General features: G+C 65.9%; 27 protein-coding genes. 13 read left to right on the top strand and 14 right to left on the bottom strand.

Going from position 1 to position 16,149, the window contains the following annotated elements; translation table 11 throughout:
* The 4 genes from BVE01S_RS14720 to BVE01S_RS14735 form a co-directional block, all read right to left on the bottom strand.
* The coding region (locus BVE01S_RS14720; protein WP_157076475.1) for a multicopper oxidase domain-containing protein at positions 1 to 420 on the bottom strand (420 nt) is incomplete at its 3' end.
* A 126-nt stretch (positions 421 to 546) separates the two neighbouring features.
* Positions 547 to 1,110 (bottom strand): RNA polymerase sigma factor, encoded by a 564-nt coding sequence (locus BVE01S_RS14725; protein ID WP_017505550.1) that lies wholly within the window; start codon positions 1,108 to 1,110, stop codon positions 547 to 549.
* Positions 1,111 to 1,119: 9 nt separating this feature from the next.
* The gene (locus BVE01S_RS14730) at positions 1,120 to 1,560 is read right to left on the bottom strand and encodes a Spy/CpxP family protein refolding chaperone (protein WP_017505549.1); all 441 of its coding nucleotides are present in this window, start codon (positions 1,558 to 1,560) and stop codon (positions 1,120 to 1,122) included.
* The gene (locus BVE01S_RS14735) at positions 1,557 to 1,838 is read right to left on the bottom strand and encodes a hypothetical protein (RefSeq protein ID WP_017505548.1); all 282 of its coding nucleotides are present in this window, start codon (positions 1,836 to 1,838) and stop codon (positions 1,557 to 1,559) included. The genes BVE01S_RS14730 and BVE01S_RS14735 overlap by 4 nt, the downstream gene beginning before the upstream one ends.
* A 129-nt stretch (positions 1,839 to 1,967) precedes the next feature.
* Here BVE01S_RS14735 and BVE01S_RS14740 point away from each other — a divergent pair, with 129 nt between their 5' ends.
* Both BVE01S_RS14740 and BVE01S_RS14750 read left to right on the top strand, forming a co-directional pair.
* Positions 1,968 to 3,599: an acyltransferase family protein gene (locus tag BVE01S_RS14740; RefSeq protein ID WP_244878394.1), complete on the top strand. Its 1,632-nt coding sequence runs from the start codon at positions 1,968 to 1,970 to the stop codon at positions 3,597 to 3,599.
* Between the two features lie 40 nt (positions 3,600 to 3,639).
* Positions 3,640 to 4,131 (top strand): YybH family protein, encoded by a 492-nt coding sequence (locus BVE01S_RS14750; protein ID WP_017505545.1) that lies wholly within the window; start codon positions 3,640 to 3,642, stop codon positions 4,129 to 4,131.
* A 175-nt stretch (positions 4,132 to 4,306) separates the two neighbouring features.
* On the opposite strand, the gene copD is transcribed toward BVE01S_RS14750, so the two are convergent.
* The 5 genes from copD to BVE01S_RS14775 all read right to left on the bottom strand — a co-directional run bounded on the left by copD (position 4,307) and on the right by BVE01S_RS14775 (position 7,335).
* Positions 4,307 to 5,221 (bottom strand): copper homeostasis membrane protein CopD, encoded by a 915-nt coding sequence (gene copD / locus BVE01S_RS14755; RefSeq protein WP_066629157.1) that lies wholly within the window; start codon positions 5,219 to 5,221, stop codon positions 4,307 to 4,309.
* A 4-nt stretch (positions 5,222 to 5,225) separates the two neighbouring features.
* The gene (copC, locus tag BVE01S_RS14760; RefSeq protein ID WP_017505543.1) at positions 5,226 to 5,588 is read right to left on the bottom strand and encodes a copper homeostasis periplasmic binding protein CopC; all 363 of its coding nucleotides are present in this window, start codon (positions 5,586 to 5,588) and stop codon (positions 5,226 to 5,228) included.
* Between the two features lie 200 nt (positions 5,589 to 5,788).
* Complete coding sequence (locus tag BVE01S_RS14765; RefSeq protein ID WP_066629159.1) at positions 5,789 to 6,235, bottom strand: DUF305 domain-containing protein; 447 nt, start codon at positions 6,233 to 6,235, stop codon at positions 5,789 to 5,791.
* Positions 6,236 to 6,331: 96 nt separating this feature from the next.
* Complete coding sequence (locus BVE01S_RS14770) at positions 6,332 to 6,775, bottom strand: DUF305 domain-containing protein (protein WP_082382688.1); 444 nt, start codon at positions 6,773 to 6,775, stop codon at positions 6,332 to 6,334.
* 146 nt (positions 6,776 to 6,921) lie between these two features.
* Positions 6,922 to 7,335 carry a MerR family transcriptional regulator gene (locus BVE01S_RS14775; protein WP_054765702.1) on the bottom strand — a complete coding sequence of 138 codons (414 nt, stop codon included), beginning with the start codon at positions 7,333 to 7,335 and terminating at the stop codon, positions 6,922 to 6,924.
* A 68-nt stretch (positions 7,336 to 7,403) separates the two neighbouring features.
* On the opposite strand from BVE01S_RS14775, the gene BVE01S_RS14780 reads away from it, so the two are divergent.
* Positions 7,404 to 8,168: a glutaredoxin family protein gene (locus BVE01S_RS14780; RefSeq protein WP_055808283.1), complete on the top strand. Its 765-nt coding sequence runs from the start codon at positions 7,404 to 7,406 to the stop codon at positions 8,166 to 8,168.
* 418 nt (positions 8,169 to 8,586) lie between these two features.
* Here BVE01S_RS14780 and BVE01S_RS14785 read toward each other — a convergent pair whose 3' ends face one another.
* Both BVE01S_RS14785 and BVE01S_RS14790 read right to left on the bottom strand, forming a co-directional pair.
* Positions 8,587 to 9,180 carry an alpha-ketoglutarate-dependent dioxygenase AlkB gene (locus BVE01S_RS14785; RefSeq protein WP_066629161.1) on the bottom strand — a complete coding sequence of 198 codons (594 nt, stop codon included), beginning with the start codon at positions 9,178 to 9,180 and terminating at the stop codon, positions 8,587 to 8,589.
* 4 nt (positions 9,181 to 9,184) lie between these two features.
* Complete coding sequence (locus BVE01S_RS14790; protein ID WP_066629162.1) at positions 9,185 to 9,448, bottom strand: DksA/TraR family C4-type zinc finger protein; 264 nt, start codon at positions 9,446 to 9,448, stop codon at positions 9,185 to 9,187.
* A 100-nt stretch (positions 9,449 to 9,548) separates the two neighbouring features.
* Between BVE01S_RS14790 and BVE01S_RS16900 the strand changes: the two genes are divergently transcribed.
* The gene (locus tag BVE01S_RS16900; protein WP_157076476.1) at positions 9,549 to 9,914 is read left to right on the top strand and encodes a hypothetical protein; all 366 of its coding nucleotides are present in this window, start codon (positions 9,549 to 9,551) and stop codon (positions 9,912 to 9,914) included.
* 9 nt (positions 9,915 to 9,923) lie between these two features.
* Positions 9,924 to 10,244, top strand: a complete 321-nt coding sequence (locus tag BVE01S_RS14800; protein ID WP_066629165.1) for a hypothetical protein — start codon at positions 9,924 to 9,926, stop codon at positions 10,242 to 10,244.
* Between the two features lie 72 nt (positions 10,245 to 10,316).
* Here the strand turns inward: BVE01S_RS14800 and BVE01S_RS14805 are convergent, their stop codons facing one another.
* On the bottom strand, positions 10,317 to 10,919 hold the full coding sequence (locus BVE01S_RS14805) for a DUF4142 domain-containing protein (RefSeq protein ID WP_084375436.1): 603 nt from the start codon (positions 10,917 to 10,919) through the stop codon (positions 10,317 to 10,319).
* Between the two features lie 283 nt (positions 10,920 to 11,202).
* On the opposite strand from BVE01S_RS14805, the gene BVE01S_RS14810 reads away from it, so the two are divergent.
* Positions 11,203 to 11,409, top strand: coding sequence for a hypothetical protein (locus tag BVE01S_RS14810; protein WP_066629170.1), 207 nt, complete (start codon positions 11,203 to 11,205; stop codon positions 11,407 to 11,409).
* 280 nt (positions 11,410 to 11,689) lie between these two features.
* Here BVE01S_RS14810 and BVE01S_RS14820 read toward each other — a convergent pair whose 3' ends face one another.
* Positions 11,690 to 11,941: a hypothetical protein gene (locus tag BVE01S_RS14820; RefSeq protein ID WP_244878395.1), complete on the bottom strand. Its 252-nt coding sequence runs from the start codon at positions 11,939 to 11,941 to the stop codon at positions 11,690 to 11,692.
* Positions 11,938 to 12,120 (bottom strand): hypothetical protein, encoded by a 183-nt coding sequence (locus BVE01S_RS14825; protein ID WP_066629178.1) that lies wholly within the window; start codon positions 12,118 to 12,120, stop codon positions 11,938 to 11,940. The genes BVE01S_RS14820 and BVE01S_RS14825 overlap by 4 nt, the downstream gene beginning before the upstream one ends.
* 120 nt (positions 12,121 to 12,240) lie before the next feature.
* Here BVE01S_RS14825 and BVE01S_RS14830 point away from each other — a divergent pair, with 120 nt between their 5' ends.
* From BVE01S_RS14830 to BVE01S_RS17305, 7 genes are all read left to right on the top strand, one after another.
* Positions 12,241 to 12,642, top strand: coding sequence for a DUF6766 family protein (locus BVE01S_RS14830; RefSeq protein WP_066629181.1), 402 nt, complete (start codon positions 12,241 to 12,243; stop codon positions 12,640 to 12,642).
* The gene (locus BVE01S_RS14835; protein WP_244878396.1) at positions 12,635 to 14,320 is read left to right on the top strand and encodes a glycoside hydrolase family 65 protein; all 1,686 of its coding nucleotides are present in this window, start codon (positions 12,635 to 12,637) and stop codon (positions 14,318 to 14,320) included. The genes BVE01S_RS14830 and BVE01S_RS14835 overlap by 8 nt, the downstream gene beginning before the upstream one ends.
* Before the next feature lie 29 nt (positions 14,321 to 14,349).
* Positions 14,350 to 14,730 (top strand): hypothetical protein, encoded by a 381-nt coding sequence (locus tag BVE01S_RS17300; RefSeq protein WP_066629190.1) that lies wholly within the window; start codon positions 14,350 to 14,352, stop codon positions 14,728 to 14,730.
* A 48-nt stretch (positions 14,731 to 14,778) separates the two neighbouring features.
* Positions 14,779 to 14,949, top strand: a complete 171-nt coding sequence (locus BVE01S_RS16905) for a hypothetical protein (protein ID WP_157076477.1) — start codon at positions 14,779 to 14,781, stop codon at positions 14,947 to 14,949.
* Positions 14,950 to 15,029: 80 nt separating this feature from the next.
* The gene (locus tag BVE01S_RS14845; protein WP_066629196.1) at positions 15,030 to 15,533 is read left to right on the top strand and encodes a YciE/YciF ferroxidase family protein; all 504 of its coding nucleotides are present in this window, start codon (positions 15,030 to 15,032) and stop codon (positions 15,531 to 15,533) included.
* 6 nt (positions 15,534 to 15,539) lie between these two features.
* The gene (locus BVE01S_RS14850) at positions 15,540 to 16,013 is read left to right on the top strand and encodes a cysteine hydrolase family protein (RefSeq protein ID WP_244878405.1); all 474 of its coding nucleotides are present in this window, start codon (positions 15,540 to 15,542) and stop codon (positions 16,011 to 16,013) included.
* The gene (locus tag BVE01S_RS17305) at positions 15,935 to 16,144 is read left to right on the top strand and encodes a cysteine hydrolase family protein (RefSeq protein ID WP_370667839.1); all 210 of its coding nucleotides are present in this window, start codon (positions 15,935 to 15,937) and stop codon (positions 16,142 to 16,144) included. Before BVE01S_RS14850 ends, BVE01S_RS17305 begins: the two co-directional genes overlap by 79 nt.
* Positions 16,145 to 16,149: the final 5 nt, after the last annotated feature.

The following is a 16,149-nucleotide window of genomic DNA, read 5'->3' on the forward strand; positions in this document are numbered from 1 at the left end:
TGACTGCTTGATCGGGAACTCATAGACGAAGGTTTCCCGCGGCTTGATGCCCGGGAAGCTGATGCCCGGGACGCCGTCCATCTGGAACGGCAGCAATAGGCCGTGCCAATGGATCGAAGTGTCCTCATCCAGCCCGTTGGTCACGGAGAGTCGCACGTTCTGTCCCTCGCGCAGGCGCAGCAAGGGCGCCGGGAGCACTCCGTTGATCGTCACGGCATGGCCGGTCCGTCCCCCGACCGTGAAGGGCGAGTGGCCGACCGTCAGGTCGATGTTGGGCCCGCTCAACGTCGGCAGGGCCGTTCTCAAGCCCGCCGTACCGGTCTGCGCCCAGGCCGGCAGAAGTCCCTGCAGGCCAAGCAGCCCGCCGCCAACGGCGGCGCCCCTGAGAAGCATTCGGCGATCGAAACTTGGCATGGGCATAAGCGTGGGGTTCCTCGGACGCGTGTCGGCTTCTGGTTGACATACGCACGTCGGCGACAACGCCCTTGCGTCAGGTCGCCACACCGCGAAAAGAAACGCCCTTCGCCATCGGGCGGGCCGATGAGATCAAGCACCTCCCGGAACGGCCATGTCCTCGGCAAGTCGCTTGCGGGCGCGGGCGATCCGCGTCTCCACGGCCTTGGTCGTGACGCCCAGGATCGCCGCGATTTCGCCGTGCGAGCGACCTTCGAGCGTAGCGAGCAGGAGAGGGGCCTTGAGGCCGTCAGGCAGGCGGGTCAGCGCGCTGCGCAGCGCCTCGGCGCGACGGCGATCGTCCAGTCGGGCTTCGGGAGATGGCGTTTCCATCCGGACCGCTGACGCTTCGGGGGCGTCGAGGCCCATGACGCCGCGCACCACCCGACGCACCGCACGCCGACGGCTCCAGTCCCTGCATTTGTTCAGGGCGATCGAGCGGAGCCAGACCTCGAAGGGGCGAGCCGGATCGTACCTTCGCAGGGCGAGCCATGCGGCGGTGTAAGTTTCCTGGAGCAGGTCGTGCGCTTCCGCTTCGTCGCCGACATAGCGGCGCACGAACCTGTAGAGATCGCCCTTGGTCGCCGCCATCAAGGCGCCGAACGCGCCGGCGTCGCCGCCAGCCGCGCGGGCTTCAATGCTGTCGCCGTCCTTCACGCGCCGCGCCTAGCCGGCGTCGGCACGCAGGGCGTCCACCACGGCGGCGTCGAAGACCTCGGCCTGCGCGGGGGTGAGCACCGACCGCATCTCGAAGACGTGGGCGATGGTCGCCTTCTGCAGATCGCCCATGGCCACGTGGAAGTGATCCACCGCCGCCTGCACCTGGGGCGTGTTCCCATCGCTTGCAGCGATGGCGGCGGCGAGCTCGCGGTTGGCGGCTCGCACTTCTGCCTCCAGCCCGGGGCGGCGCGCGGCGAAGCGCGCTTCGATCGCGTCCAGACGACCATCCTGTTCAGCGCTCAGGTTCAACTGCTCATGGACGACGCTATGCAGGCTCGGCGGCTGACGCTCGCGCATGACCCAGGTTGCGCTCGCCCAGGTCGCCGCGCCGCTGGCGAGCGCCGCCAGCACGGCTGTCAGGACGATCGATTTCCAGCGCGCTCTCATCCCCGGGCATCCAGTGGACCGAGCGGCGACAGGCCCGCCGAGACGGTGAAGATGCGCAACTCAGAGGGCTCAGGCCGCGGCGACGCCACGAGGAGCAATCCACCGTTGGCCACGCCGAGCACGAGCGCCAGCCCTACGGCGGCGACCCGAACCTGGCCCATTGACGCCGCCTCCCGGCGCACGGCGATCCGTGTCCAGACAGCGTCTTCCAGGCCGTCCAGCCGCCCCGCATCGTCTGGCCCTTCCGCCGCAATCAGTCGTTCGATCTCATCAGTCATTGCGCACCTGCATCACGCCCCCTTTGCCATACGCGCCAAACCGTCCGGCCCCTTACGAGGGGACGAGATGTCCGCCGCGTAGATACCAGAGAACGACCGGGAGGACCCGCTCGTGTCGGGGGAGGCGATGTGAGCGAGAGGACAGATCCGGCCGCGGGTCCGTTTCCGGATCGGCTCGATCCGCTGACGGGGGTGAGGTTCTTCCTCGCGCTCGGCGTGGTGCTGTTTCACTACCAGCTGCAATGGACGCTGCCCGAAGGTGCGGCCGGACTGTTAAACCGGGCCCGTCTCGGGGTCGATATCTTCTTCATCCTGTCTGGGTTCATCCTCACCCACGTTTACCTGCAGGGTGATCAGCCAGTGAACTACAGGCGGTTCATCGCGGCGCGGTTCGCGCGCATATACCCGGCGCATTTGTTCATCCTGTTGGCGATGCTGTTGCTGGTGCTCGCCGCGCCGGTGTTGGGCATCGGCCTGGAGCCCGGGCGGTTCAATCCTGCGGATTTTCTGGCCACCCTCTTTTTGGTTCAGGCCTGGTTGCCGCGAGACGGGATGGTCCTGTGGAACGGGCCCGCCTGGTCGCTGTCAGCCGAATGGTTCGTCTATCTCGCTTTTCCAGCCTATGCTGCGGTCGCCCTGCGGTTTCGACACAGGCCATGGATGCTCGTAGCCGCGGCGACGAGCCTGTTCATCCTGCTGGATGCGATCTACCGGCATTGGTTCGGCTCGGTTCTGCCCCGGGCGGAAGACAATATGGGCGTCTTGCGCATCATTCCGGAGTTCCTGCTCGGGATTGGCCTCTACTATCTCGGAGCGCGCTGGGCGCCGTCCCCGCGCGTCGCGATCGTCGGCGCCGTCGGAGCCACCGCGCTCCTCTTGCTCGCTATGCAGATCGGGGCCGATGATCGCCTTATCGTCGCCGCGTCGGGACCCTTCGTTCTCGCCTTGGCGCTGCTCGCCAAGGCGGGTGTCAGAACCTTCCTGTCGCACCCGGTCGCAATCTTCGCCGGTGAGGCCTCGTTCGCCCTCTACCTCGTCCATATTCCGATCCTGATGGTCTGGCGCAATGCCGCCCAGGCCATCGGGGGTTGGCCGGGCGACTATCGAATGGGGCTTCTGGAACTGGCGGCGATGTTGGCGGTGACCCTCGCCGCGGCGGCCGCCATCTATGGTCTGGTCGAGCGACCGAGCCGCCAGTGGCTGAGGCGGCGCACCTTCGGTCGGATGCCGGATGCCGGATGCCGACGCCAGACGCACCGTTCACAGCGATCAGGGAGAGCCCTTTTGACGACCGCCTACCTCCACCGAAGGCTTTTCTTAGGCGCCGCCGTCAGCGTCGCCCTGACCGGAACAGCCTGCGCCCAGACCCAGGCGTCGAGAACCCTCACGGTCTTCAAGACGCCAACCTGTGCGTGCTGCGACGCCTGGATCTCGCACATGCGGGAGGCTGGCTTCAACACGACCATCACCGTTCTGCCGAGCCTCCAATCCGTCCGCAGCAGCCGGGGGCTTCCGGACAGCCTGGCCTCCTGCCACACCGGGTTGATTGATGGCTATGTCGTAGAGGGCCATGTTCCGGCACGGGACGTCATACGGTTGCTTGCCGAGCGGCCGGCAGCGCTCGGTCTCGCGGTTCCGGCCATGCCCCTCGGTTCGCCCGGCATGGAGACGCCGCAGGGACACAAGGACCCTTACGACACGCTGCTGGTGCTTCGCTCCGGCGCGACGCAGGTGTTCGCCCGTCACAACCCGCCCACCTGACCTGACCTTGTCTCACCTGATTCATAAGCCGGAGCCCATCATGTCCCCCAAACCTCTCGTTCTCGCCCTCTCTCTCGCCGTCCTGTCGGTGACGCCCGCTGTCGCGCAGGACCATTCTCACGGCCATGCCCAGACCGCGGGGTCGATCAGCGCGGAAGCGACGGAGGCGGCCACGACCGTCGATGCCTTCCATGCCGCGCTCAAGGCCGGTGACACATCTGCCGCCCTGTTGCTTCTGGCCCCCGACGTCATGATCTTTGAAGAGGGCGGAGCGGAGCGCTCGCGCGACGAATACGCCTCTCACCATCTTGCGTCGGACGCCGCCTTCGCGGCCGCGTCGGACAATGTCGTAAGCCGCAGATCGGGCTGGGCGGACGGCGATGTGGCGTGGATCACGAGCGAAGGCCGCACCACCGGTCAGTTCAACGGACGCGCCGTGGACCGTCTGACAACGGAAACCATGGTGCTAAAGCGCCACGCCGACGGCTGGCGCATCCATCACATTCACTGGTCGTCGCGCGCTCCGCGGTAATCCGCCTCTCCGGTTTGAACGCCTCAGTGCGAAAGCGCGCGGCGTTCAGACCGTATTTGTCCGCTTAAGCCGGGATCCGGGAAGCCCGATGGGAGGACGTGACAACATCTCGACCTCGGAGAATGGCGCCACGACCGCAGCGGTGCTCCACGCCGCGGGCCACTAGATCGTCGGATCACGTCGCGACCGGCGGAGGGAGGGTGCCCATAAGCGCGACGACGGCGAGGACGACGAGCCCGAGGGCCGTCTCCGTGACGATACTGCGCCGCAGCCGTCGAACCGCCGAGATTGACTGTCCTGTGTGCTCCAGTTCCAGACGCAGGGCGGGTGTCAGGCGGAAACGGTTGTCCGCCGCCAGGCCCAGCATCAGCACGAAGAGCGCCAGCTTGGCGATCAGAAGCTGTCCATAGAGGCTTTCGCCAAGGTTCACGAAACGCTCCGATCCGACGAGGAACCAGCTGTTCGCGAGACCCGTGGCCACAAGAAGGGCTACGGCGAGCGTGCCCAGGCCCGAGAACCCATGCAAGGCACGGTAGAGGGCCCCATCGTCGACCCCGGGGCGGCGAAGCAGCAGGATCGTCAGCGCTACAAGCGCACCAAGCCAAAGGGCCGCCCCGACGGAATGGACCATGTCGGAGGCGAGGTGGACCAGGCCCTCGGGGCCTTCTGTCGCCGCGCCGTGTCCAGTCCAAGCGAAGCTCGCGACCACGAAGAGCCCAAGGCCTAGCGAGATGCTCCAGGCCGTCTTGCCCGGTCTCAAGGCCAGGACCGCGACGACGGCTGCGAGGGCGAGGGCGGCCCGCGCGACCATGGCTTTCCCCAAGGCCGTGCCGGTGATCATGAAAGACAGAGACACAGGCTTGATGGCTTCCGCCAGCGAGCCCGCCATGACCGCTGTCTGTGCGAGTAGCGCCAGGAGCGCGCTCGCGACGACGACCAAACCTGACCCTATCAGGATCGCGCGCGACCAGGTGAGATCCACGCCGTCGCCGCGCCTGAAGGTGTACAGCAGGAACAACGGCGTCCCGAGAAGGACGACGGCTCCGGCGTACTGGAGCCACCGGAGCGCGACGACCGCGATCTCGAGCACGGCGTCAGCGCACCGTGAAGGTGTACGAGCCGGTCATGCGGTGACCGTCGCTCGAGGCGATGCGCCAGTCGACGCGATAGTCGCCAGCAGTCAGCGGTCGCGTCAGAGTCCCGGTCAGGGTCTTGCCGTCTTCAGCGACCGAAGTGCGGACCGCGAGCTTCTCGCCGGCCGAGTTGACCACGTCGAAGCCGGAGAACGCAGGCACAGAGCGCTCGCTGAAGGTCAAGGTCAGCGTGCGGGTCGCACCGACTGTGGCGTTCGGCGCGGGCGTGGCGCTGACAAGACGAGCGTGAGCTGCCGCAGGTCCAGCGGCGAGGACGACCGCAGTCGCCAGGGCGACATAGGGAACGGGGTTGAATGCACGCATACTGTGTCTCCTAACGAGTGGCCGGTCCGGCCTTCGACTAGTCTACGCGTCGCATCGACTTTCCCCTCGCCAACGGCGGCCGACGCTGGCCGACCTCACGCCGTGAAACCGACGACAACACTCGGGGCGGCGAGCGAGGCCACCTCGAACGGGAATGGCGAGTTGGCGGGACCGGCGGACGTGTCCCGCCGGAAGAGCCGTCAAAGCCGATCCTGAATCGCCTGCATCTGTCGGATCTCGCGCTTCTGGGCCTCGACGATCTCTGCGCACAGCGCGACCAGTTCCGGGTCGCTCAGCTTGGCCTTGCCGCACATCAGGATCGCGCCGGAGTGGTGGGGGATCATTCCTCGAATGAGTTCCTTGTCGCCGATCGCCGCCTGGGTGCGCATGGCGTAGAAGCTGCCCGCGAAGATGATCACCGAGGCCAGCCCAATGGCCAGGTTGAGCCGATTGTTCGGATACATCTCGCGCATCAGAACCAGCATGAGGACAGCCATTGGCGCGACCATCATCAGCGTCATGTAGAGATTGTTCAGATTGAAGTTGAAGTGATCGAGCGTCGCGATCATCGTGAACATCACCAAATACATGATGATGAAGTGGACGATGAGTTCAATCGCGAGGTTGCGATAGCTCTTTTCGTGCATGAGTGACCTCCCGCCGGCGGACAGACGCCGACGATCGACGCCGTTCAAAAGCAAATACGCACGGGCAGACCAGTCCCCGCGCGTATTCGTCCCGCGTCAGGCTCCGGGCTGGACCGAACCCGAAGCGGGGGTTGCCGCGGCGGACCGATGTTGCGCGACCCACTGCTCCAGCGCCGTGATCTCCTGGCGCTGCATCGTAATCGTCTTTTCGGCCATCTCGCGGAGCGCAGCGTCCGGGTTCTCGCGCATCAGAACCTCCGACATGGCGATGGCGCCCCGGTGGTGCTCGATCATCTTCAGGGCGTAGGTCTCCTGCGGGTCTGCGCCGTGCGCCTGCATCATGGCCTGATGCATCTGCTGTTCAGAGGTGGAAAAGGGCGTCTCGGGCCCCGCCATCGGCTGGACCGCCGGAACGCTGTGTTCGGCCGCCGACCCCGAGTCGGCAGTCGCGGTTCTATCGGCCTGTCCCGCAGGATTGCACGCCGTGAGGAGCACGGATAGCGCGGCGGTCGCCAGACCAACGTTCAGTTTGATCGACATCTTCGTTCTCCGAAAGTGATGATCAACGAACAGTTCTGGCTGCGGGACGTTCCGGTCCTCGCGCTTGCGTGGCCACGCAGTCGGGTTTTTCCCAGGCGGGACGGCTGCCGGCCCTCGCACCCCGTTCGCCAAGACAGGGCAAGATTTCAAACCTTTTCACCCTGAAAGGCCGAAATGATCGGACACGGTCCGCTGTCGTTCGCCGCGCAAGCGCTCGCCAGTCGGCGCAACGCCGCTCTCGCCCCCTCAAGATCGGAGATGGTTCGATCCAGCGCCTCCAGCCTCTCCGCGGCCAACGCACGGGCGCGCGTGCGATCCTCGCCAGCGTCGAGCGACAACAGCTCTTTGATCTGCTCGAGGGTGAAGCCCGCCGTCTGTGCGGAGCGAATGAACTTCAGCTGGCGCACGTCCTCCTCGCCATAGCGTCGAACGCCCGCGCCAGCGCCATCACGCGACCATTTGTCAGGCGTCGAAAGCAATCCGCGACGCTGATAAAAGCGGACAGTCTCCACCCCGACGCCGCCGTCTCGCGCCAACCCTGCGATCGTCCGAACGTTCATGCTTGACTCCGTATCTAGGTACGGAACCTAAGAGCTGTAGCTCGGATTTGAAGATCAAGGAGCCTGCAATGACCAAGACCGCTGTCATCTATCGGATGGTGATGCCCGACCACACCTGTCCGTGGGGGCTCAAGGCCCGGCATCTTCTCAAGAGCCGGGGCTACAAGGTCGAGGACCACTGGCTCACGACCCGCGAGCAGACCGACGCCTTCAAGGCCGAGCACGGGGTGAAGACAACGCCGCAGGTGTTCATCGACGGCCAGCGTGTCGGCGGCCACGACGATCTGCGCCGCTATCTCGGTCTCAAGGTCCGCGATCCCAAGGCGACCACCTACACGCCGGTCCTCGTCGTCTTCCTGACCACCGCCGTGATGGCGACGATGCTCAGCCTGACGATTTTTGGCACGCCGTTCACCGTGCGGGCAGGGGAGTGGTTTATCGCCCTGTCTATGATGGCCCTCGCCATGCTGAAGCTCCAGAACATCGAGAGCTTCTCATCCATGTTCCTGAACTACGACCTGCTGGCCAAGCGGTGGGTGCCATACGGCAAGGTCTATCCGTTCGCCGAGTTCGGGGCAGGCGCGTTGATGGTCGCGGGCGTCCTGACCTGGTTGTCGGTCCCGGTGGCCCTGTTCATCGGCGGCATTGGCGCGGCCTCGGTCTTCAAGGCTGTCTACATCGACAAGCGCGAACTGAAATGCGCCTGCGTCGGTGGAGACAGCAATGTGCCGCTTGGCTTCCTATCCCTGACCGAGAACCTGATGATGATCGCCATGGCGATCTGGATGCTGGTTATGCACTACGCTCTGCCGGCGTCAGCGATGGCGATGTAGGTTCTGTTCATGCTAGTCTAGCGGAGGCAAGTGAACGCGCAAGAATCGATTGTTAATTCGAGTTTGAGATTGTCAATACGTCTCGAAAGATTGCGCGATCACGCGGTTTTTACATCGGTCTATTTATCTAATGTTTTCAGAACCAAGCCGAACGGTCGGGCGGCGAGCCGGTGTTAAAGTAGGTGGGCCGCGAAAAAACCAACTGATTCATGATTTTATCCAGCTTAGAGCAATCGAGTGGGCGTGAGGGTGACGGGCATGGAGGTACGGCTCTTTGGCGAAGGAGCGTTGATGACCCGGTGACATTAGCGGGCGGATTCGGACAGGACGACCCCGTATCCCTACGGTGGGACAACGGGTGGAAAGGCTGGACGTTTTCCGTTTGTGGCGCGACGCAGCTGGCGGACGGGTTGGAGCCTCACTGCGCCGGCCGGCGCAGCGTCCGGAAGGTCACCGAGTATCGGAGCAGATCGCCCGGAGCGATGCTGTGCTGCCAGTTGTCGCGGGCAGGACCGTCGAGGAGATAGGCGGAGCCGGGACGCAGGATCTGGGAGGCCCGTCGCCAACCGCCGGCTTCGGGACGCCTGAAACGGAGCACGCAGTGGGAGACAAACGACAAGCCGACGACCTTGCCGTACTCGGGGCGATCTCGATGCCAACCGATGCCGGCGCCTGGCGTGTACTCGGTGACGAGGGCCTGGACGAGTTCGGCCTCGGGGATGTCTGCGAAGCCCGCCGCCGCGGCCCGAAACGGGGTCAGCCAGTCGGGCAGAGGATCGGCGTATGCAACCCGGTTGAGTGTGAAGTCGTAGCGGGAGCCGAACGAAACCGTCCGACGATTGCCTTTAAATCCCCGAAAGTCAAAAGGGGCGAAGTCGAACGTGCGGGCCCGATCGACCAAATCCTCCTGGACCTCCGGCGAGATGACGGCGTCAGCGTAACGCAGACCGCGCGGCTCGTGCTGGCTCGGCACGGGACCCGGCTCGGGGAAGAGCGCGAGGGTGTCGGTCATGGCTTCAGCGCAGTTGGCTGTCCTTGCTGCCGCGCCGGTTGATGCCGGTGACGACGACGCGGCTGTCACGGCCGGATTGGCAGGGCACGCAGGTGGTAACGCCAGGAATCGCCCGACGGCGCGCCTCGGGGATGGGATCGCCGCATTCGATGCAGTCCTCGGTCCCTTCGCCGGCGGGCATGCGGGCGCGAGCGGTCAACACGCCGTCGAGGATGGTGTCGTCGATTTGATCCAGGACCGCTCCGTCTCGGGTCCAACCTCCAGCCATGTGGGGCTCCGTGTTCGTCCGTTGAAACAACGAGATAGGAAATCCGGCGGCCAAACCAAGCGTTGCCGCCGGCGGAACGCGCGAGGGGTTTCTGGTGAATGTGGCTGATCGGCTGATCACCGGCTGGGGCGCTGGGCGATCCATTTGGCAACTCCGCCATGTGGAACGCCGTGCTCAAGCCGTCGATTTCCTCAGCACGGCATTAAGCCGTGAGGAAACCAACATGCCCGAGAAGAACGACAGCACTGAACGATGGGGCGGACCAGGGGCGAGCCACGAAGACCGTTCGAAACCGAAACCGGATGCCGTCGTCAAGGACGCGGACGCCCCCGATCATCTTTCCCCAAGGAGCCAGGTCTCCTCTGGCGGCGAGCGGGATATCCACCATGGCCATTCTCCGGAGGCCAAAGGCGCCCGGCAGGCGACCAGCGAAGAGAAGCGCCACGAGCGCGACAACCGGCACTAGGAGCGACCGATGGCTCATCAAAACACCACCTCATCGTCGGCGACCGCCCAAAACGCCGCAACCGATCCGCTCGCGCCGGGTGACAAATCGCGTGACGGCGAGCGCGGGGCCGAACCCCGGAGCTATACCGACGGCACGCCGGAAACATCCGCCGTCGCGCCGCCTGCCGCTGGTGAACTCGCGGACTATGCGGACGAGGGCGAGGCGCTGTCTGCGGACGACGTACAGCAGGGCCAGACCCACGCGGATCGGGCTGACCGGTTCGAACGGCAGTCTCCGCAGGGGCCGAAAACCGTCGCCGCCAACCGGGACAGGCTGAAAGGGGAATAGAGCGAAACGACCGGCCTGGCGGAAGGCAGGCCGGTCGTTTGCTTCAAGCGCCGCGATGGCTTTGGGCGAGCGTCAGTGCGGCCGATCCGCATCCGCCTCGTCGGCCTGATCCACCATTTCCTGGTGGGCGCGGACCACCGGCAAGGTCTTGGCGGCCCAGCCCTTGAGTGCGTCGTTGCCGCCCACTCGGCCGTAGGTTTCCAGCAACGCCGCCGTCTCGTTGTGGGCCGCCTCCTGCTGCTGCAGGTAGACGCGGTCGAAGTCCTGATCCGTCGCGCCGCGAAGGTTGTCGATCAGGCCTTGATGACGTTGGTCGAGCGCTGTCGGTACAGTGAGGCCGGCCGCCGTGGCGATCGGTTTGAGCTCGTCGCCGGCCTTGGTGTGATCGGTGACCATCATCTGGCCGATGCGCTTGATCGCCGGATTGGCGGACCGCTCCGCCGCGATCCTGCCGGCTTCGACCTCATACATACCGCCGATGGCGGCATTGGCGACGAAGCCGTCGTCGGTCGTGGCGCCGGCCGGAACGGCCGCTGTGCCGACGACGCCGGCGGCGTGATCCTGGGCGGCGTTGACGGCCTGGTTCTGCTGGTCCGGCGCGCCGCCGGTTTCTTGCTGACACGCTCCGGTGAAGAGGGCCAAGCCGCAGGCGCCAGCGAAGAGTATTCGTTTCATGGTGTCCTCCCTTTAGATGTGTCCAAAATGCGTGTCGTCAAACGGCGTTCCAAGCCGTCACCCCGTCCGTTCAGGCGACTCCATTCGGCGCCGGGATATGAATCGGCCGGCTGACGCCTGGGCTTTTGGTCATCACCTGACCGCTCCGCCGATCGAGTCAGGGCAGGCAGTAGGCATCTGGTGAAGCGGCCCGCTGCGGAGAGATCAGAACCCCTCGGCGAGCCGTGGAACCTTAGCCATACATGGTCGTTTTTCCCGCCGTATTTTGCGGGGAGAGGGCGTTATGCCGACCTATGTCTTCCATCTGCACGATGGACCCGAAACCCCGCCACGGACGGAGACCGTGGAGGCAAGTGACGATCAGGAGGCCCGGTCTCTGGCCGAACTTCGGCTCACGCTGAGCTCGGCGTTCAAGCATGTTGAAGTCGAGCGGGACGGCGTCGAACTCGTTCGACTGCACCGCGACAGCGAGCAGCCACGCGAAGTCTGAGGGTCGCGTTTCGGATCGCGAGACTGTGAGTTGCGCCAAAATCGTCCCAGGCGTTTTTTCCCGCGCGGGAGGAAAGGAAATGAACACAGAGACGAAATCCGCATCCGGGTCTGAGTTCGGTCCCGACGACATGGAGCTGTTGAGTCGGCAACTCGCCGAGCGCGGCTTTTACGTTCTCGGGCGCATGTCGGCCGCAAACTGGAAGCCCGCGCCTTCGAGGATTCAGGGCTCCCGGTTCAACGCGCGCCATAGGCCTTGAGCCCGCGCTTCGACACTGGTTTTAGTGGTCAGGGGCCGCCGCGGCTCCGGGCGTAACCGGAGCCAGCTCGGCCGCCTGGGACTTGGCCGGCGGCCCATCGACGATGACTGTACCGTCGTCCTCGATCTCTTCGATGGAGAGGATCGACTCGCCTGCGCTCATCAGCGGAGCGGCGGCGTCTCCGGCCTGGACATCGGTCTCGGACATCACGTGGACTTGGCGGGAAGACCCGCCATCCCGTCCCAGCGCAACCTTGTAGAGGCGCAGGCTCATGTGCCGGTCCCGAAACCGTCGGGGCCGCCGGCGCCGGCCGCGCCTTCGCCGCCGCTGGCCGGGCTTTCTGGCGTCTGGCCGGGCTGGTTCGTGCCGCCTTGGTCAGGCCGGCGAACCCCGGCTCCGCTATCGTCGTCCGGGCCGTTCTCGTCGGGACGGTGGGTACTGGTATCGGTCATGGCGACTCTCCTCTGTGTCCAGAAGAAAGCGGGCGAGCCGACGCAGGTTCCAGTGTCGGCAAGCGAATGAAGAAACCCCGAACGTTCTTCAGCATTGAGCCAACGACCACGGAGGGATCGATGAAACGCTACGCCTATGCCTGGATCACCCTGGGCTTCTTCGCCGTCTCGATGATCGGCCACTGGCTGTTCGGCTGGTTCACGTTCGTCGACGACGCTCGCGAGCACGGCCAAGCGGTCGAGCTAACGCCCTATCTGATGATGATGGGTCGCGACACCTTCGAGAACTGGCAGTCCGAGTTCCTGCAACTGCTGTGGCAGGTCGTCGGTCTGGCCTACTTCCTCTATGTCGGCTCGCCCGCGTCCAAGGAAAACGACGACCGCACCGAGGCCAAGCTGGACGCCCTTTTGCAACTGGTCGGCAAGGAGCGAGGCGAGGCCATCATCCGCGAGATCGACGAGACCCATGAGCGGCGCGGGGGTCACGCCAGGATCCATGTGGACCCGCCCTTCAATGCCTAGGGCGCCTATTTCCGAGGCGACGACGCCGATCAATCCGCCCGCTGCGCGTGGCCCTCGAAACGGCGATCTACCGGCCTATGTCGGGAACGGACTGATTGGGCTGCGCGTGCGCGAACAGCCGCTGCAGGCCGGCATGACGATCGTCAGCGGCTTCGCGGGAGAACATCCGGAGCGCCGGATCGAGGCTGCTGCCCCGGCGCCCTATCCGCTGGCCGGCGATCTCGCCCTCAACAACGTCTGGCTCAGCGACCAGCCGTCGGCGGTCTCGAACCTGGTCCAGGCCTATGATTTCGCCACCGCGGAGTTGACCAGCAGCTTCCGCTACGAGGCGGCGGGCGTCGTCGCCGAGGTCGAGGTCGTGACCTTCGCCAGCCGGTCGGCGCCGTCCATCGTGTTGCAGGAGATCAGTGTGCGGGTCGACCAAGCCTGCGACCTCGCCCTGCGCGCCGTGGTCGAGACCAGCGGTTTGAGGGGACGGGTGATCCGACGCCGAACCGATACCCCGGGAGAGCCGGAGCCGGCGTGCGACGGTTCGATCCTGTGGGAGTCGGAGGGCGGACATAGCACTTGCGGCTTCGCCCTGGCCACGGAGCTGACGGGAGGTGAGGCGGAACGGTCGGTGCAGACCTGGGATATCTCCGGACCGCTGCGCACCGAGTACAGGGTACGGGCGCGATCTGATCGGCCCGTGCGGCTCCGCCAGCTGGTCGCCGTCCTGCCCTCGGTCCTGCACGACCGGCCCGACGAAGAAGCCGTCCGCCGCGTGGCTCGCGCCCAGGCCAGCGGCTTCGAGACCCTGCGCGGTCGCAACCGCGAGGCCTGGGCCGAGATATGGAAAGGCCGGATCGTCGTGCACGGGGCTGACCGCGAGCATCAGGCCCTAATCGATGCGGCCGTCTTCTACCTGAACTGCTCGACCCATAAGGCGTCGCCGTCCGCGACCTCGATCTTCGGCCTCGCGACCTGGCACGACTACAACTACTACTTTGGTCACGTGATGTGGGACGTGGACGCCTTCTGCGTCCCGCCTCTGCTGTTCTTCCAGCCCGATGCGGCGCGCGCCATTCTCGACTTTCGCACCCGAGGGCTCGACGCGGCCCGGCCCAACGCCCGGCTGTCCGGGCGCGACGGCGTGCAGTTTCCGTGGGAGGCGGCGCCGCTGTCGGGGCAGGAGGCCTCGCCCGGAGGCGGGGACGGGGCCGCCCATGAGGATCATGGATCCCTTCACACGGCGCGCGCCTTCGGCCTCTACGCCGACGTCACCGGCGACGAAGCCTTCCTGAACGAGGACGCCTGGCCGGTGCTGTCCGGCGTCGCCGACTGGATCGTCAGCCGCACGACCCGCACGAAGCGGGGGCTGGAAATCCTGCGCGCCACCGGGCCGGCCGAGGTGCCCGAGCCCCCGAACAACGACGCCTTCACCATCATGGCGGCGATCCAGGTCCTGCGCCGCGCCGTCCGGGCGGCCGAACAGACGGGACGCACGGTCCCGACGGAATGGGCGGCGACCGCCGACGACCTGTATCTTCCTGTGCGGTCGGACGGGGTGATCGCCGCCCACGACGACTTCCGTGTGTCGGAGCCCAAGGGGCAACGCCGTCCCCGCTGGCGGGGCTGTTTCCCTATGATCATCCCGCTTCGGAGCGAGAGCGGCGCAACACGTTCGACTTCTATCTGAAGCACTGGGCCGAGTACGTGGGGGCGCCGATGTTCCCGGCGCTCTACACGACTTGGGCCGCCATGGCGGGCGATCGCGGCCTGCCGCTCAAGCTCTTCGAGGAGGGGTACGCCGCCTACGATCAGGGGCGCTTCCACCAGTGTCTCGAGTATCGCCCCGACCATCCCGACAGCCAGGTGAAGGCCGGCCCCTTCTTCGCCAATCTCGGCGGCATGTTGCTGGGCCTGATGCTCGGGCTGACGGGGATGGTCGTCGATGATGGCGATCCCCAGGCCTGGCCACGACGCCCCGTCGTTCTGCCAGGGGGCTGGACCGCGATCGAGATCGGACGGGTCTGGGTGCGGGGGCGTCCGATGAGACTGCTGGCGAGCCAAGGCGCGGACCGGGCCGAACTGACGCTGGTAGCCTGAACCGGAACCGGCATGGCCTCACCTGGTTTTCCCATAGAGGAGAGCGAGATGAACCAGACCCCGACATCCCCGGAAACCTTTCCTGCGGCGGAGAAGCCGGCCGAAGCCACCCCGGCGCCCTTGTCGGACGAGGAGGCTCATCGTCTGGATGTGAAGACCGAACGGGATGCCCGTCGACAGGCCGAGGTCGGCCAGATCGTGCGTGGCGGCGGCGGTTGATCGCGTCCGGCATCGGACATTGGAACGCTGTGGCGGCGAACGTTTTTTATGGGCTCAACCTTCAACGTGGAGAGCCCCAGATGGCTGAGAAGACCCTCGACAACCTGTTCTACGACACGCTCAAGGACATCTATTACGCCGAGCGGAAGATCGTGAAGGCGCTGCCCAAGATGGCGCGCGGCGCGAACTCGCCCGAGCTCAAGGCGGCGTTCGAAAAGCACCGCGAAGAGACAGAAGGGCAGATCGAACGCCTGCAGCAGGTGTTCGAAATCATCGGCAAGCGCGCCATGGGCAAGACCTGCGACGCCATCGAAGGCATCCTCGCCGAAGGCGACGAGATCCTCGAGGAATATGCCGGGACCGACGCTTTGGACGCCGGCCTGATCGCCGCAGCCCAGGCGGTCGAACACTATGAGATCACCCGCTACGGCACGCTCAAGCGCTGGGCGACCCTGCTCGGCTTCGACGACGCAGCGGCGCTGCTGGACGAGACCCTGCAGCAGGAGTCGGCGACCGACGAAAGCCTGACGGCCCTGGCCGACGCCGCCGCCAACGCCAAGGCCCAAGGCGCGGCGGCGGCCTGATCCGCGATGGCGGACGGGCTGATCCGCGGCGCGATCCCTGAGACCGCGGTCCATCTCTGCATCGACATGCAGCGGATGTTCGCCGAGGACACCCCTTGGCGAACGCCGTGGATGGAGCGGGTGCTGCCGGTCGTGGTCGGGCTCTGCGAACGCAAGCCGGAGCGGACGTGGTTCACCCGCTTCATCCCTGCTGCCGAGGTCGGCGAGGGGTGGGGCACCTGGCGCGGCTATTGGGAACGCTGGCCGGAGATGACGATCGAGCGGCTGGGGCCAGAGCGGATCGACCTGATCCCGGCGCTCGCCGCCTTCGTCCCGCCCGCCCGCGTGCTGGACAAGCGCATCTATTCGCCTGGCCGGGCACCGGGCTCGACGACGCCCTGCGCGCCGGCGGCGTCGACACCCTGGTCATCACCGGAGCGGAGACCGACGTCTGCGTGCTGGCCGCCGTTCTGGGTGCGGTCGATCTCGGCTATCGGGTGATCGTGGTCACGGACGGGCTGTGCAGCTCGTCCGACGAGAGCCATGACGCCCTGCTGGGGCTGTACCGTGACCGCTATGGACAGCAGGTGGAAACGGCGGAGAGTGCGGAAGTCCTCGCCAACTGGGCCTAGGGCGG

Origin of the sequence: Brevundimonas vesicularis NBRC 12165 (genome assembly GCF_001592205.1) — a bacterium.
Taxonomy (GTDB): domain Bacteria; phylum Pseudomonadota; class Alphaproteobacteria; order Caulobacterales; family Caulobacteraceae; genus Brevundimonas; species Brevundimonas vesicularis.

Excerpts from the sequence above, each read along its gene's own strand:
- copC (WP_017505543.1), bottom strand. The coding sequence starts at position 5,588 with ATGCGTGCATTCAACCCCGTTCCCTATGTCGCCCTGGCGACTGCGGTC.
- BVE01S_RS14800 (WP_066629165.1), top strand. The coding sequence starts at position 9,924 with ATGGCTCATCAAAACACCACCTCATCGTCGGCGACCGCCCAAAACGCC.
- BVE01S_RS14845 (WP_066629196.1), top strand. The coding sequence starts at position 15,030 with ATGGCTGAGAAGACCCTCGACAACCTGTTCTACGACACGCTCAAGGAC.
- BVE01S_RS14780 (WP_055808283.1), top strand. The coding sequence starts at position 7,404 with ATGACCAAGACCGCTGTCATCTATCGGATGGTGATGCCCGACCACACC.
- BVE01S_RS14770 (WP_082382688.1), bottom strand. The coding sequence starts at position 6,775 with ATGTCGATCAAACTGAACGTTGGTCTGGCGACCGCCGCGCTATCCGTG.
- BVE01S_RS14785 (WP_066629161.1), bottom strand. The coding sequence starts at position 9,180 with ATGACCGACACCCTCGCGCTCTTCCCCGAGCCGGGTCCCGTGCCGAGC.
- BVE01S_RS14850 (WP_244878405.1), top strand. The coding sequence starts at position 15,540 with ATGGCGGACGGGCTGATCCGCGGCGCGATCCCTGAGACCGCGGTCCAT.
- BVE01S_RS14790 (WP_066629162.1), bottom strand. The coding sequence starts at position 9,448 with ATGGCTGGAGGTTGGACCCGAGACGGAGCGGTCCTGGATCAAATCGAC.
- BVE01S_RS14765 (WP_066629159.1), bottom strand. The coding sequence starts at position 6,235 with ATGCACGAAAAGAGCTATCGCAACCTCGCGATTGAACTCATCGTCCAC.
- BVE01S_RS14730 (WP_017505549.1), bottom strand. The coding sequence starts at position 1,560 with ATGAGAGCGCGCTGGAAATCGATCGTCCTGACAGCCGTGCTGGCGGCG.
- BVE01S_RS17300 (WP_066629190.1), top strand. The coding sequence starts at position 14,350 with ATGTTCCCGGCGCTCTACACGACTTGGGCCGCCATGGCGGGCGATCGC.
- BVE01S_RS14830 (WP_066629181.1), top strand. The coding sequence starts at position 12,241 with ATGAAACGCTACGCCTATGCCTGGATCACCCTGGGCTTCTTCGCCGTC.
- BVE01S_RS14820 (WP_244878395.1), bottom strand. The coding sequence starts at position 11,941 with ATGAGCCTGCGCCTCTACAAGGTTGCGCTGGGACGGGATGGCGGGTCT.
- BVE01S_RS14825 (WP_066629178.1), bottom strand. The coding sequence starts at position 12,120 with ATGACCGATACCAGTACCCACCGTCCCGACGAGAACGGCCCGGACGAC.
- BVE01S_RS14835 (WP_244878396.1), top strand. The coding sequence starts at position 12,635 with ATGCCTAGGGCGCCTATTTCCGAGGCGACGACGCCGATCAATCCGCCC.
- BVE01S_RS14810 (WP_066629170.1), top strand. The coding sequence starts at position 11,203 with ATGCCGACCTATGTCTTCCATCTGCACGATGGACCCGAAACCCCGCCA.
- BVE01S_RS16905 (WP_157076477.1), top strand. The coding sequence starts at position 14,779 with ATGAACCAGACCCCGACATCCCCGGAAACCTTTCCTGCGGCGGAGAAG.
- BVE01S_RS14750 (WP_017505545.1), top strand. The coding sequence starts at position 3,640 with ATGTCCCCCAAACCTCTCGTTCTCGCCCTCTCTCTCGCCGTCCTGTCG.
- BVE01S_RS14805 (WP_084375436.1), bottom strand. The coding sequence starts at position 10,919 with ATGAAACGAATACTCTTCGCTGGCGCCTGCGGCTTGGCCCTCTTCACC.
- BVE01S_RS14735 (WP_017505548.1), bottom strand. The coding sequence starts at position 1,838 with ATGACTGATGAGATCGAACGACTGATTGCGGCGGAAGGGCCAGACGAT.
- BVE01S_RS14775 (WP_054765702.1), bottom strand. The coding sequence starts at position 7,335 with ATGAACGTTCGGACGATCGCAGGGTTGGCGCGAGACGGCGGCGTCGGG.